12 protein-coding genes and 1 pseudogene are annotated in these 15,645 nt (G+C 36.1%); 4 read left to right on the top strand and 9 right to left on the bottom strand.

Going from position 1 to position 15,645, the window contains the following annotated elements; genetic code table 11:
• The first annotated feature begins 80 nt into the window (after positions 1-80).
• From HF964_RS00740 to HF964_RS00725, 4 genes are all read left to right on the top strand, one after another.
• On the top strand, positions 81-869 hold the full coding sequence (locus HF964_RS00740; RefSeq protein ID WP_168721142.1) for a metal ABC transporter permease: 789 nt from the start codon (positions 81-83) through the stop codon (positions 867-869).
• A gap of 179 nt (positions 870-1,048) precedes the next feature.
• The gene (locus HF964_RS00735) at positions 1,049-1,849 is read left to right on the top strand and encodes a hypothetical protein (RefSeq protein WP_168721141.1); all 801 of its coding nucleotides are present in this window, start codon (positions 1,049-1,051) and stop codon (positions 1,847-1,849) included.
• A 126-nt stretch (positions 1,850-1,975) separates the two neighbouring features.
• Positions 1,976-2,644: a hypothetical protein gene (locus HF964_RS00730; protein ID WP_168721140.1), complete on the top strand. Its 669-nt coding sequence runs from the start codon at positions 1,976-1,978 to the stop codon at positions 2,642-2,644.
• Between the two features lie 391 nt (positions 2,645-3,035).
• Positions 3,036-4,544, top strand: coding sequence for a peptide MFS transporter (locus HF964_RS00725; RefSeq protein WP_168721139.1), 1,509 nt, complete (start codon positions 3,036-3,038; stop codon positions 4,542-4,544).
• 98 nt (positions 4,545-4,642) lie between these two features.
• Here the strand turns inward: HF964_RS00725 and HF964_RS00720 are convergent, their stop codons facing one another.
• The 9 genes and pseudogenes from HF964_RS00720 to HF964_RS00680 all read right to left on the bottom strand — a co-directional run bounded on the left by HF964_RS00720 (position 4,643) and on the right by HF964_RS00680 (position 15,489).
• Positions 4,643-5,608 (bottom strand): D-alanyl-D-alanine carboxypeptidase family protein, encoded by a 966-nt coding sequence (locus tag HF964_RS00720; RefSeq protein WP_168721138.1) that lies wholly within the window; start codon positions 5,606-5,608, stop codon positions 4,643-4,645.
• Between the two features lie 315 nt (positions 5,609-5,923).
• Positions 5,924-6,910, bottom strand: coding sequence for a D-alanyl-D-alanine carboxypeptidase family protein (locus HF964_RS00715; RefSeq protein WP_168721137.1), 987 nt, complete (start codon positions 6,908-6,910; stop codon positions 5,924-5,926).
• A 134-nt stretch (positions 6,911-7,044) separates the two neighbouring features.
• The gene (locus HF964_RS00710) at positions 7,045-8,088 is read right to left on the bottom strand and encodes a LacI family DNA-binding transcriptional regulator (RefSeq protein ID WP_168721136.1); all 1,044 of its coding nucleotides are present in this window, start codon (positions 8,086-8,088) and stop codon (positions 7,045-7,047) included.
• A gap of 17 nt (positions 8,089-8,105) precedes the next feature.
• On the bottom strand, positions 8,106-9,149 hold the full coding sequence (locus HF964_RS00705; protein ID WP_168721135.1) for a LacI family DNA-binding transcriptional regulator: 1,044 nt from the start codon (positions 9,147-9,149) through the stop codon (positions 8,106-8,108).
• 86 nt (positions 9,150-9,235) lie between these two features.
• The gene (locus HF964_RS00700) at positions 9,236-10,243 is read right to left on the bottom strand and encodes an aldose epimerase family protein (protein ID WP_168721134.1); all 1,008 of its coding nucleotides are present in this window, start codon (positions 10,241-10,243) and stop codon (positions 9,236-9,238) included.
• A pseudogene (locus HF964_RS00695) lies at positions 10,240-11,678 on the bottom strand (glycoside-pentoside-hexuronide (GPH):cation symporter). The gene HF964_RS00700 and the pseudogene HF964_RS00695 overlap by 4 nt, the downstream one beginning before the upstream one ends.
• Before the next feature lie 41 nt (positions 11,679-11,719).
• Positions 11,720-12,907 carry a galactokinase gene (locus tag HF964_RS00690; protein WP_246220217.1) on the bottom strand — a complete coding sequence of 396 codons (1,188 nt, stop codon included), beginning with the start codon at positions 12,905-12,907 and terminating at the stop codon, positions 11,720-11,722.
• A gap of 371 nt (positions 12,908-13,278) precedes the next feature.
• Positions 13,279-14,013, bottom strand: a complete 735-nt coding sequence (locus HF964_RS00685) for an amino acid ABC transporter ATP-binding protein (protein WP_168721132.1) — start codon at positions 14,011-14,013, stop codon at positions 13,279-13,281.
• A 285-nt stretch (positions 14,014-14,298) separates the two neighbouring features.
• Positions 14,299-15,489, bottom strand: coding sequence for an MDR family MFS transporter (locus HF964_RS00680; RefSeq protein WP_168721131.1), 1,191 nt, complete (start codon positions 15,487-15,489; stop codon positions 14,299-14,301).
• Positions 15,490-15,645 lie beyond the last annotated feature (156 nt).

Here is a 15,645-nt window from a genome sequence, read left to right as displayed (position 1 = left end):
CACATTAATTCGGATGGTGATTTTCATCGTCCGAATTTTTATTAGCATAATCGCCATTGCCATATATAGGAGGAATTATTTTGTTTGCACTTGAATTTATGAAAAATGCCTACTTAGCCGGTACAACGGTTGCCATTTTATGTGGTGTATTAGGGGTTTTTGTAATTGCCCGTCGCTTAGCCTTTTTAGGGCATGCACTATCTGAAATCGGCTTTTCTGGGGCTACTTTTGGCCTTTTAATGAATTTCTCACCCTTAAACGGTATGCTATTAGCAACTGTTTTAAGTGCTTTTGCTGCTCATGGCCTTGGTGTACAACGTGAACGTAGCGAAGTTGCTACCAGTGCCGTATCAGCGGCTTTTATGGGGGCTGGAGTCTTATTTTTATCTCTTTCAAATAAAAATGCCTCATTTGCAACTAGTATCTTATTTGGAAGTATTGTAGGAATTAGTATTGAAAATGTAATTCAAATTTGTTCTATTTCAATTATTGTTTTACTAATTATGTTTCTTATTTATCGACGGTTAAAGTTTGATTCATTCGATGCCGTTGGTGCTTCAATTCAATATACTAACACTAATTTAATTTCGTTATTATTCTTAGTAATTATGGCAGTTAGTGTTAGTGTGGCTGCGCAAATCGTTGGTTCACTTTTAATCTTTGTTTTGCTTACCTTACCAGCCGCTACTGCCCAAATCTATTGTAAATCAGTGAATAAAATGATTTTATTCGCTGTCATCCAAGCCATTTTAGGTGTTTGGTTAGGTTTGGCCCTTGGTTATTATACTAGTTGGCCGGTAAGTTTCTTCATTGCTATTTTTGAAGCTGGGGTTTACTTACTTTCACGTGTTATTACACGTAACAAATGATTTATAATTAATAAATAAAAGCCGTTGGAAATTCCAACGGCTTTTTGTTATCAATAAAGTTTAATTTATTTTAATTTAACTTTATTCTAAAAACGAGTGCTATTTAATTGTATTCGTTGTATCATATACTTGGATTATAGATTTTATCTTTAATAACATCACATCCATGGGGGGGCTAAATGAACATAATCGAGGAATTTACCGCATCTAAGCGTAACAATCAAGCTTTAAATGAAGATGCCATTTTTCACAACGATAATTATGTTGCTGTGATCGATGGTGTAACTAACAAATCAACACAAGGTATTTGGTCGCCATCACCTGGTGTTGAGGCACAACAAACAATCACCTTTGCTTTACGACATGCAAATAAAAACTTCGATGCATATGAGATGTATGCCTTTTTAAATGAATGTTTAAAAACGCGTTATCAAGATATTACATATTTCCGCCAACATCCAAATGATCGTTTACAAGCTAATTGCATCATTTATAGTGTTGTTAGACAAGAAGTTTGGTTCTTTGGTGATTGTCACTGCCTAATTGATGGCGTTTATTATCATAACACCAAAAAGATTGATACCCTACTGGCAAATTTACGTAGTTTTGTCCACGAAGCTAATCATTTCAACAAAGTTTCACCGCTTGAAGCAGACCATAGCCGTAAAGCAATTTTACCTTTTCTTGAATTACAAGCTAATCTTGCTAACACTGATAGTGAGTTTGGTTACCTCGTCTTAGATGGTATTGGTGCATTGCCAGAACAAATTAAGATTATCCCAACTGACAATGCGAAAACGATTACCCTAGCATCAGATGGCTATCCTATCTTGAAAGCTACACTAACTGAATCTGAGGCGGCCTTAACTAAACTCCGCCATGAAGATCCACTCCTAGTAACTAATTTTAAGGCTACCAAAGGTTTCTCTAACCGCTTTGCTTCATTTGATGATCGCACTTATATTCAATTTAATTGTTAACCTAAAACCACTTATTAATTTAAGTGGTTTTTATGTTTCTAGACTAAATGCTTGGTATAATTGATTAATAACTAATCTTGATTGGAGGATATTCGTATCAAATACTCTACCCTACCCCACTTTACATTGAATAAATATCTTAATGATGATTTTTGGGCAACCGTTAAAAAATACTATAAGGAATTTATTGGTGTTTGGGCGTTATTTGCTTTTTTCATCATCTTAAATAGCGTTATTTCATTTAATGATACTAACAAGGAACAAGTTAATATTTATCAAACAACTGAAGTCAAAATTCTTGATATGTATCGTGATGGCCAATTAATGAAAAATGATAAGGCACCAGTTTTTTATCACGTTGCCCTACCAACTGGTAAAAATTTACGGATTCATATTGAAAATGCACCAACCCACAATCAGATTAAAACTGGTAAAGGTTCCAAACTTGCTGTAACAGAAAGTAATCCATGGCTGCGTGTTGGTCAAAAAATTACTTTATACGAGGTTTCTGTTCTTCAGGCTGGTAAACGAACTACTTCTGTATATGCAACTAATTTGGCAACTGCTAAGGCTCAGCAAACTCGTTTAACCAATACCCGCAAGCAAGCATTATGGACAATTGTGATTAATACTATTCAATATCTATTATTAACAGCTTTAATCGTTGCTGGTGGCGGCCTTTTAGCTAACCAAATTCGCAAGAATAATTCATCAGATGACGATAGTGATGGCTCAGGCTCAGCCCCGCTCGTAGCTAATACAACGAGTGCATATGTTCAATTACCTAAAAATTAATTAATCGTCAGTAACCCTTTTTCTCATTTAAAACGGGTTACTTTTTATTTTGCGGCTAAAATAGTAGATCATACCTAGTAACACTCAAAAAGTTTAATTAAAATAAAAATAGTTTTTTAACTAAAAAAACTCTATTTATGAGAAAAGATGCACCATGCTAAATACTAATATATCAACGTTTGTAGCACTTAAATCCTACAAATAAATTTAGTGACCTTTTTGTTTAAGCGGATTGATGAGGTAATTATTAAAATAAAAATGTTTATATTAAAATTGACTTAATACTGCAAATTATTATAAAATAGTGATATTCATTTTAATATTTATCTGCTCTATTAAAACGAAACACATTTGCATCAATATAGATTTTTGCAACAAAGGAGATTTACCTATGCAATATTCACGCGAAGAAATGCTAAAGAGCGTTCCTCAGACGGGATTCTTCGGACATCCCCGCGGACTTGGGGTTCAGTTCTTTATGGAATTTTGGGAACGTTTTAGTTACTATGGGATGCGTGCCATCCTTCTTTACTTCTTATATGACAGTGTAAGTCATGGTGGTCTTGGTTTTGACCAAACTGTCGCACAATCAATCATGTCACTTTACGGTGCTTTGATCTTTATGACTTGTATTGTTGGTGGTTGGGTTGCTGACCGTTTAGTTGGTTCACGAACTGCTATGCTTATTGGGGCCGTACTTATCATGTTTGGTCACATTGCCTTATCAAGTCCGGTGGGTGGTCGTGTTACCTTCTTACTTTCAATGTTCTTAATTATTGTCGGTACTGGGATGTTGAAACCAAATATTTCAGCTGTTGTTGGTGGTTTATACGACAAAAAAGATCCTCGAATGGATAGTGGTTTTGTTATCTTCTACATGGCCGTTAACATGGGAGCTTTCGTTGCACCATTTATCGTTGGAACGCTACAATCATCATTTAGTTACCATGCTGGATTTGGAGCAGCAGCCATTGGGATGTTCATCGCCTTAATGGTTTATGTAGCCTTTAACAAGAACAGTCTTGGTTTAGTTGGTAAAGATATCCCTAACCCATTTTCACCAGAAGAATTCAAGAAATTCAAGGTACATTTGGGTATCGGTATCGTTGCTTTAATCGCCGTACTTGTTATCACATATGTCACTGGTACTTTAACTTTCAATAACTTCTCAATCTTTGTGACGGTTCTTGGAGTGGTATTACCAATTGCTTACTTTGCAACAATGTACAAGAGTGCTAAGACAGATAAAGTTGAGAAATCACGTTTGCTTGCATATGTACCAATGTTCTTAGCAGCCGTAATGTTTTGGTCAATTCAAGAACAAGGTTCATCAATCTTGGGGGCCTTTGTTGATACAAATACTCAACGTGATTTAAGTGGCATTATTGGTATTAATTACACAATTCCTGCAGCTTTCTTCCAATCAGTTAACCCATTGTTGATTGTTATCTTTGCACCAATTATTTCAGGTATCTGGACTAAGTTAGGTAAAAAAGGTCCTTCAACACCAATCAAATTTGCAATCGGTCTTTTCCTTGCTGGAGTTTCATTCTTACTTATGGTTATTCCAACAATGGGCATGACTGGTAAGACTTTGATCAACCCATTTTGGATTATCATTAGTTTTGCAATTTGTGTTATCGGTGAACTTTGCTTATCACCTACTGGTTCATCAGTATCTGTTAAGCTTGCACCAAAAGCCTTTGAAGCACAAATGCTTTCATTATGGTTATTAACTGACGCAACTGCACAAGCCGTTAATGCACAATTAGTACGCTTATACAACATTTGGCCAAAATCAACTTACTTTGGTTTCCTTGGAGCCTTAGCAATTGTTCTTGCCGCGATCCTCGTTATCTTGAGCCCATGGGCTGTTCGTAAGATGCAAGGTGTTAAATAATTAATAATAAAAAACTCGTAAGCCGTAGCTTACGAGTTTTTTTATTGCATTCATTAAGAAAAATGTTGGTACTTGTTGCTGCATGGGTGATTAGTTCACTATCGTCCTATTGAAGCTAATAACCGATTAGTATCAGCATACCGATCACGTGAATGCATCACAACCGTGACAATTCGATGATGTCCAGGTAAATTACTTGTGCCAACAAATACTTGCCCGGCTGCAGGCGTGGTCCCAGTCTTTAGGCCATCAATTCCATGCTTAGGATTATAATAACTACCAAATCTTAAGTACTTATTGGTTGCCCTACGCCAGCCACCATTAAACCATTCATAACTCATTGATGTTAGATTTAATATTTGTGGAAATTCTGTCAATAATGCTTGTGATAGCATTACCAAGTCATAAGCTGATGTCGTATTACGACCATAATATGGTGCCCCTGCTAACTGTAAATGAAACCGTGCAACGTCAGCAACATCGAGTCCCGAAGTTGTATAGTAATAGGTTTGTGATAACCCTAAGCGCCGAGCATTCCAATTCATTGCTTGAATCATTGCTTGGTTAGTTCCAAAAGCCCAGCGACCCAAGGCTGTGATACTTTCATTTGAAGATAAGACCATCGCATTTTGAGCTAGTTGTTGGGCACTATATGTATGCCCTAAGATAAGCCGTGTCTCACCTAAACCTGGTGTGGTGCTCATACTACTAATACCCCAATAATCAATCTTAACTGGACTTGACCATTTTAACCATGGTTTAGCTCGCATTTGCCGATAAATTGCATACATGGCCATCAATTTACTTGTTGAAGCACTATATTGCCAACTAAATGGTGCATGAGAATATAGAAAAGTCCGTGATGTATAATCATACATCGCACTACTAGGGGCCGTTAAATTCGGAACATTATGCACACGCCCATACTCAGGTTTTGGAATTGCCATAGCATGAACTTGATTATCAACTTGGCCAGTAATTGCATCGCCAACCAAATTAACAGGAATAATTGCAATACTAGCTACCACTAATATTGACTGTGTCAAAGATTTGATTTTCATCATTATGCCTTCGCTTCTTTTTAAATTTACCTTACGAAATCTAATGTTACCATAATAATGTTTCAATATTGTTACACAAAATCAATTCCACCTAATTAAACCATTTCAAGGTACTTATTTAGAAGTACAAGATAGTAAAACAAGCTTGGGGCATAACTAAAACTTAGTAGTAAGTTACTTATAGGTTGTCTCTCCCAAAAGCAGATTCTAGCATAAAATACAAAAAAACGACCGAATTTTCACATTCAGTCGAGCTTTTCTAGTTGTAGAGCGTGTCTATACGCCTTTTTTCATAGCACCATTGGTTGTTGTGATATTTTAACGGTTAATTGCTGCTAGTAGTTTATTATTATCAGTAAAGCGATCCGTTGAATGCATCACAACCGTAATGATGCGATGTTTACCAGGTAAAATGCTTGTGCCAACAAAAACTTGGCCAGCTGCAGGCGTTGTGCCAGTTTTCAAACCATCAATACCATGCTTTGGATCAAAAAATTCAAAGCCCTTTAAATACCGATTAGTTGATTGATGGATAATATTATCGACAATCACTTGCGGTACCTGCGTTAATTGGAGAATTTGTGGAAATTCAGTAATCAATGCTTGACTTAACATCGTTAAATCATAAGCTGATGATGTATTACGGCCATCATTAGGTGCACCTTTTAATTGGAGGCCAAAAGATGCGACATCATCTACGTCGAGCCCAGAAGTTGTATAAAAGTGTGTTTGCTGTAAATGCATTTCTTGAGCTTCAGTATTCATAGCCGTTACCATCGCATCATTAGACCCAAATGCCCAAATACCTAAGGCGGTAATACTCTCATTTGAGGAAACAACCATTGCATTTTCTGCTAAAGATTGTGCAGAATAACTTTTATTTAACACTAATGGAATTTCACCTAAACCAGGAGCAATACTCATTTTAGCAACTCCTGGATTGGTAATTTTAACTTGATCAGACCACTGTAAACTTGGATCAATTTGCATACGCTTGTAAATAACATACATTGCCATTAATTTTGACGTCGAAGCATTAAACTTTTGGACATACGCATTTTTCTTAAAAACAAAACTATGCGCATTTAAATCATAAATTGATGCACTTTCAGCCGTTAAATTGGGGATATTCGCTATTGGTTGATATTCTGGTTGGGGATATGCTGATTTAACTGTTGGAGTATACTTTACAGTTTTTTCAACTGGACTAGCCAAACTAGTGTCATTTGAAGTGTTAATATTTACTGATATGATTGCAGCTCCGATAAATACGAATCCTGCTGTAATCCAATGTTTTCGATGCATTATTAAGTTCCCTAATATTTATTTTGTTAAATATACTTTCACAATCATGATATTTTAACATAAAGATATTACACATATGTAACATTAGCTTAGTAATTTAATTGCAATCTTCAAGTGGAAACACTAGCTATTTCTTATTTAACTTGCTTGCCGCTATCACGTATTATTAATTTTGAAGGTACTTTAATCCGTAAAGTACCTTCCGCTAAACCACGAATATGTTCATCTGCTAAATTAATCGCACTCTGCCCTAGCATGGTAGCATCTGGGTGCACGGTAGTTAGCGGTGGTACTAGAAAGCGGGTTACTTCAATATCATCAAAGCTAACAACTGCCATTTGATTAGGAATTGATATGTTATTAGCTTGGCACGCATGATAAAGGCCTAATGCAATCGGATCTGAAGCAGCTATCATTGCACTTGGTAGGTGTACTTTACTTGCAATTAATGTATTCAGTGCTTCAATTGCAGCTTGTGTATCCCAATCTGGTAAAATAATTGGCGCCAAAGGGATTGGCAAATGCTGTTTAGCCATCCACGCCATATATGCTGTGTACCGCACATCATCGACAAATTGACTAGGCTGCCCTTCACGATCAAAAAGTGGCATTGCTGCGCCAATAAAGCCAATATCACGGTAACCTTGTTCAAATAAGTAATCTAATAAATGCTTAGTTTGATTAGCAAAATCATTATGTACAGTATCATAAGGTTGCCCTGGTCGTTGTTCGTCAATCACAATTAAATTAGCATTATGCTGCATAATATAATCACATAGTGCTTGGTCGATGCACCCAATCACAATAATTGCCCCACATTGTTTAACCAATTTCCAATTAGGATTAGTATCATGTAAGGAAAACAAAAATTCTAGCTTACGCTGCTTTAAATACGCCCCTTTTTTTAGCCCATTGCGAATTGCCAGAAAATAAGGATCATCAATTTCACGTAAATCATTATATGTTGTAATCACCCCAATTGTAGTACCATTAACTCGGCGATTTTTACGTGAACGTTGCTTTTTTATTGCTTGGCTATAATTTAATTTTGTCGCCGCCGTTAAAATCTTTTGGCGTGTTGTCTCAGCAACCTTAAAAGTTGTATCATCATTTAAAACCCGTGAAACTGTCGCTGGTGAAACCTCAGCTTCGCGGGCAACATCACGAATTGTCGTCATCTTATTTCTCCTCCACGCTAATTTAAATCAATTACACTATGTCGTTCAATAAGCTGAGAAGCTACCTCAACACTAATACCTGGTTGGCGTTGATCATTAAGTTGTTCCATAATCAAACGTAATGCCACCTTACTCATAGTTGCTGTATTGGGTTGAATTGTTGTTAAACTAGGTATTAAAAAGCGACTATATTCAATATCATCAAAACTAACAACACTGACTTGTTCAGGAATCTGCCAACCGTTTTCATTTAACACGTTATACAAAATAATTGCAATCGGATCTGAACTAGTAATGATTGCTGTTGGTGGCGTTGGTAAATTCATTAGTCGGTGTGTACTTTTAATTACAGCTTGGATCTCCCACGTTGTTAAGATTTCACAATACCCTGCTTGGGGCATCTTTTTTTGTTCCATCCACTGATCGTAGGCTACCTGTCGGACATCTTTAATCCATTCCGTAACGTTGCCATTACAATCATACAATGGTATTTGAACCCCTAGAAAAGCAATCTTACGATGCCCTTGGTGATATAAATGTTCTAACAAGCATATTGTTTGATAGTAAAAATCATTATGTACCACATCATAATTAGGTAATTCACGATGATCATCGATTATGACTAAATGCTTATTATATGTACTTATTGTAGCTAGCAATTGTTCTGAAAAAGTACCAATCAAGATAACTGCATCGTAGCGTGTTAATTCATCCCATGGCTTTTTATCTGAATGTAGTGTAAAAAGATAATCCAAATGGATTTGCTGATTTTGAGCTCCCTCAGCCAATCCATTACGCAAAGCTAAAAAGTATGGATCAGAAACTTCATGGCGCTGCTCATAACTAGTAATCACCGCCACATATATTTGTTTTTCCCTACTTGTTTTACTTCCACGTTGTAGCTTCCGTGGCTTATGCCGGAAGCCTAATGTTTGGGCTGTTGTCAATACTCGTTGCCGTGTTGCGATGGTTATCTTTAACGTTGGATCTTGATTAAAAACTCGTGATACTATGCCAACTGAAACTCCGGCATGCTGTGCAACATCGCGCATACTAACCATTTTATCACTCCAATCATATAGTAGCTAAACTTACAAAAAGTGAAATCGACTTAGCCAATCGATCTCACTTTAAAAGTATTGTTTTTTCAATTAATTTTAATGTATCTATAAATAATATCATAGCGTTTTGTCTCACCGACTGCAATTGAAATCGACCCAAATTCTGGAATATTAACGCTATTAGGTAAATTCTGTGGCATAATTACCACGGCTTGTGGCTTAAGATGCTGTTTTGAAGCTAGTAATTGCCCTCTAGCCAACTTGGCACCTTCAAGATACAAACCGTTGTGATTTGAAAAAACCTGTACCATCCGCTTAGTTACCGAATTAGTTAATGTTACCGCCACTTGTTTTAAATCAGGTGGCATAATATAATTAGCTGCTACTCCAGCACTAGGAATACTTAATGATTGTACGTTTAAACAATTAAAACCATCCTTACTAACCGCAGTGACTTCACCAGTTGGAACATTATCTGCATCCACAAGTAAGCGTTGTTGGGCATTGATAGCCAATTTTGAATTTGTAATATCAGCAACTGACTTACCAAGATCAAAATACGTCTTAATCGTTGGATTAAATATGCCTGGGCGTTCCTTTTGATGACCGGTAAATGTTATATGAACAGCATCATCTTCCGTCAATTGATAAACTATTGCTACATCTAGTGTACCTGGAAACCCATCAAATTGCTCACTAGCTTGATAATGTAAGGTAATTGTGCCGGCTTCACCATCTGTTGTAACATTAAAAAATTGTGTGCTAAACCCATGTGGGCCACCATTGATAGTATGCGTATAATAATTAGTTGGTAAATTCCAAACATCCCCTTCATATACAAATCGGCTTGCTTGAATAATACCAGCCACCCGCCCCAAGAGGCAATTAATATTACGACCATTATTACGTGATACTGTTAAATCCTCTACTGGTGTAAGTAAATTAATTCGTTCATTACCATCAATGACTGAAAATTCTTGGATAATACCACCATAATTTAAAATTGCTAAGCGGGTATGCCGCTGATTTTCCAATTGAAAGCACATCACTTGATGGCCATGAAGTTGATTAACATAAGTTACAGTTAATTTCATGCTTTTTCCTCGTTAGTTGGCAACCCTTGTTCACTACGTAAATTTTGCTCAAGTTGGTTAACAATTTGGGCATGCTGCTTTTCAAATAAAGTTACTTTCCAAGCAAAGATAATCCCAGCAAATACCATTAACCCCGCTGGTAGTGCAAATGCAAAGATGATGAATGTGCCAATGTTAGTTGCTGTAATATCTTGGTAAGTTGCTGTCCCGCTCATACCAGCTGCTACCGCAATGAAGCCGACAATTCCATTAGATAATGCCCCGGCTATTTTATCTAATAGTGGGCGAATTGATAACGTAACAGCCTCATTACGAACCCCGTTTTTTAATTATCCGTATTCGACTGAATCAGTAATTGTCATTAATGCTGATAAGAAAATCAATTGTTGTGGGAAATAAAAGCAAACCGTTGCGATTTGTACAACCAAAAGATTACTATGGGCAAAATGAATAAGCCATATGCGATTAAATTTAATAATAAGCCGGCTAAATAAATAATACGGCGCGACATATATTTGGTAAGCACAGGGAATAAAGGGACGGCAATTAAGCCTGTCACCGTTGCAATAATTCCGACAATTACAAATAAATCAGCCCGACCTAAAACAAATTTGTAAAATAATAACAATACTCCCGTTGTGGCAACGTTAGCAATTGCATAGGCAATGTATGATAATCCTAACCACAAAAGTTGATCATTACGTGTTAGTGCGCGAAAAATATCGCCAAGCTTGGCCTTTTGGGTTTGTTGGCGAATAATTGAGGTGTTTTCATGCGTGGTGATAGCTGTAATAACCGCTGTCCCTGCCGAGATGATTGCTACAATCACAGCAAACCAAAACCATCCAACTGCTCCTTGTTCGTTCTTACCAGTTAACCACCAAGTAATCGTTGTTGTAATTGGGACAACTAGCATCGTCGTTCCATTAGCTCCTAAAGATGACCCAAAACGAGCAAAGGTACCTAGTTTTTCACGCTCTTTAGTATCTGTACTTAATGCTGGAATCATTGACCAAAACGTAATATCTTTAAATGAGTAAAATGAATCTAGGATAATAAAGATTAATGTAAACAAAATAATAAATAACGTCTGATTAGTTAAAGCTAACCCAAATAAATTTGTAAAAATCATAATTAAGGTCAACCCAGAAACAATTCCCCCTACTACTAACCATGGTTTAAACTTACCGTACTTAGTGTCGGTATTATCAATAACACTCCCAATTAAGGGATCAAACGCAATTTCAATTAAACGAATGGTGACAACTAAAGTCGTAATTAAACCAATTAAAGCAGTCATGTTTTTACCACTCCCCGCAAACATGACACTAGTAACAAAAATCATAAAATACGTATTTAAAGCAACATAATACGTATCATGTCCAAAGGCCCCCAATGCATAGCCGACTCGCTGTAGTAATTGTTTATTATTCATAGTCTCCCCCGATTCTTGTATGACCCAATAACCACTATTAACTAGTCTTTTACCGGTCCAATCCATTGAGCTCCCGGACCGATTTCCACGTCATAAAAACTAGCATCATAGCCCACAACTTGATGGAACCGTGCTCCTACTTGTTGCTCAAAACGAGCCCGGCTTTTTTTAGGTACTAAGGCAATCGCACACCCACCAAAGCCCGCTCCAGTCATCCGGGCCCCTAAAACACCTGGAAATTCTTGTGCCGCGGTAACTAATGTATCTAATTCAATGCCTGTCACATCATAATCATCACGTAATGACGCATGCGATTGATTTAGTAACATACCAAATTCAATTAAATCACCTTGAGCTAATTGCTTCACCGCTTTAATTGTGCGTTGATTCTCACTGACTGCATGTCGAGCACGCTTTAAAAGAAGCGGATCTTTTATAAGCTTTTGATGGCTTGTAAAAGTTGTCATATCAATATCACCCAAACTCTCAATCGGTAATTCTGTTTGTAAAGCTTGTAAGGCCTGCTGGGTTTCCCTAACTCGTTCATTATATTTTGACGTTACCAAACTTCGTGGTTTATTTGTATTCATAATAATGATTTCATAATCATGTAATATTACCGGAACTAATCGGTAACCTAAAGTATTTGTATCTAGAAAGATGGCTGTATTAGGTGCACCAAAGCCAACGGAAAATTGATCCATCAAGCCAGTATTAACCCCAATAAAATCATTTTCTGCTTGGTGGCCTGCCATTACTAATTGTAATCGTGGAATTTTAAAGTCAAATAATCGTTGAATGACAACCCCAATTAGTAGTTCAAGCGAGGCTGATGAAGAAAGCCCAGCTGCAATAGGAATATCGCCATCAATAGCCAAATCAAAGCCATAATCAATCACATAACCTAACTCCGTTAACGATTTGATTACTCCCTTAACAAAATTAGCCCAATTATGCTCTGGTAATTTAGTAGTATCGCTAATTTCAAAACTAATCACGCCTAATTCTGGAAAATTAAGTGAATACAAACGTACTAACTGATCTTTACGCCGTCGAGCAACCCCATATGTGCCTAAAGTTAAGGTAATTGGAAAAACATGACCACCATTATAATCTGTATGTTCACCAATCAAATTAACCCGCCCAGGTGAAAAAAACATATCACTTGGTCTTGTATTAAATTGTGTTTGGAATGCTGTAATAATTTGACTTAAATCTTGTTTTTTCATAATGCCCCCCATTTTAACAAATCAGCGCCAATTAATTTCTTGATTACGCCTTCAGTTTAGGCGGAAAAGACGATAACGTCAATCTAATTTAGTAATTGGTATAGCTTTTATTATTACTAGCAAAACCTTAATATTACTTATATTTGCTAATACCAAACAACAACTTTATTATCTTTATCATCAAAATGGTCAACTAATTTTAAGACAAATTTGAAATCACTTAGATAAAAAAATATCGTAACTTCAGACCAATATTAAAATTTAAAGGACCCCCATTAATTTTTCAATCAGATATATGCACAATACAACAAATGCCTCCCTGAAGAAAAATTCTTCAAGGAGGCATCTTAATGGTCTTCTAGATTATTATTTTAGAGAATCTTAGCTAAAAAGTCTTTAGCACGTTCTGTCTTAGGTGCTGCAAAGAAATCTTCAGGGGCCGCATTTTCTTGAATAAATCCGTCAGCCATAAACCAAACTTTTGTAGCGACTTCGCGGGCAAAGCCCATTTCATGCGTGACAACTACCATTGTCATCCCTTCATCTGCTAAATCTTGCATAACCTTCAAAACCTCACCCACCATTTCAGGATCTAAGGCTGAGGTTGGTTCATCAAATAGCATTACTTCTGGTTTCATTGCTAAAGCCCGTGCAATTGCCACTCGTTGTTGTTGACCACCAGAAAGACTACTTGGAAAAACATCTGCTTTATCAGCTAAGCCAACCTTTGCTAACAATTCCCTTGCTACCTTAGTTGCTTCATCATTACTTACTTTTTTAATCTTCATTGGTGCTAATTTAATATTTTCTAAGACTGACATATTAGGAAAGAGATTAAATGATTGAAATACCATTCCCATGTTCATACGTAATTTATCAAGCTGTTTATCATTTAGCTTTGTTAAATCTTGACCTTCAAAAATAATCTCACCTGCTGAAGGAGCTTCAAGCATATTTAAAGCCCGCAAGAAAGTTGACTTTCCTGCTCCAGAAGGTCCTAAAACGGCGATTACTTCACCTTTGTTAACTGTTTCAGTAATATTTTTTATTACGGCGGTATCACCAAAATGCTTCTCTACATTTTTAATTTCTAGTACTGCACTCATCGCTGTTCACCTCTTCGTATTTTAATATCTGTTAGTCTATCAATTATTTTGCATAAGAACAAACATAATTCTAATTTATGTCAATTTTATACAATTTAAATATGAATATGCTTAAAATGAAGTATATTCATGCATAATAGCTCATTGCCAATTTTACTTACTTATAGTATATAAGTACTAGCGATTTTATTCAATCGGCTCAAGTAAATTAGTAATTTTGAGTAAAAGAAATGGCTTAATTTTAGCGTAGTGCCAAAATTAAACCATATTAGATTATTAAATATTTTATTTTTCGCTTGTTTTAACTTGCATGCGTTGATTAATAACTAAAAAGATTAGCGTTACTAACCAAATAACTACCGTCGAAACAATAAATAAGTCAGTATATGACGCAAAATCAATAATTAAAGCTCCTAAGAATGGGCCGATAGCTCGACCTAAAGCTCCTGCTCCAGCAACCAATCCCTGAAACTTACCCTTCTGTGAATCAGGGGCCAACATATTGACAAAAGTAGCTACCGCAGGTAAACATGCAATTTCACCAACCGTCAATAATGCCATTGATGCCATAAATAAGACATACGTGTGTTGTGCAAATGGCAAAATTAAAAATGAAGCCCCAATTAAGAAAAAGCCAACATACAAACGGAAGTTAATATGGCGCAATAAGAAATCATCAAAGTATGTCATAATTGGTTGAATTAAGACAATTAACAACGCATTAACCGTCCACATATAACTATAATCCTTAACCGTATAGCCATGTGACACCATGTACGCTGATATATTACTTTGCCATTGTTCATAAAAGACCCAAATGATTGCTAATAAGAATAACAGTGTCATGATACGAATCATGCTTGAGCGTTCAATATACTCACCACCACCATGATAATTACGAGCAATATTACTTTCTTGTTCATGCCCACGATAGGCAATAATAACAATTCCTAATAGAATAATATATAAAACTGCTGCCGCTCCAAACACGATACTAATCCCTAGATGGAGTAAAAAACCAACCATTAAAGTTCCAACAACAAGCCCCAAATTACTCATAAAATATAAGACATTATAGACATAACTAGGGGTTTTACCTTCAACCATCGTTGCAAACGAATTAACCGCAGTCACAATCAAACCATTCCCAAAACCTAATAAAATTAGCCAAAACGCATAATTAGGCCATTGATGATTAAAAATCAACATTGCACTAGAAAAAGTTACTAATAACGTTCCTATTAAGACTGTTTTAAAATGGCTCCAATTATCGTATAAATAACCTCCGATATTTGTTCCAAGCATTGTAAATAGTGAATTTATAAATAAAACTAATCCTGCCACTGTTAGGCTTTTGCCTAAATAATCGTGCATATAAATCGTTGTTAACGGCCAAATAAAGCTAATTCCTGTATTACTAAGGAATGAGCCAACAAACAAAGCATATGCAGAAATCCCTTTTTGTGATTGTTCCATTCTAAGCTCCTCTCTTATTCTTTTATTATCTTCATTTGGTAGAAGAAAACCATATTGTTTAGATTATAGCGAATATATAGTGTTATATCAAAGCTATTCTTTAAACTTTCTTTAATTTTCATCTGATTATCAGACCTTGCTTACACAATTTTAATG

Source organism: Periweissella fabalis (assembly GCF_012396505.1).
GTDB classification, from domain to species: Bacteria; Bacillota; Bacilli; order Lactobacillales; family Lactobacillaceae; genus Periweissella; species Periweissella fabalis.
The sequence above is the reverse complement of the archived record's forward strand: the minus strand, read 5'-3'. Positions and strand labels throughout refer to the sequence as shown.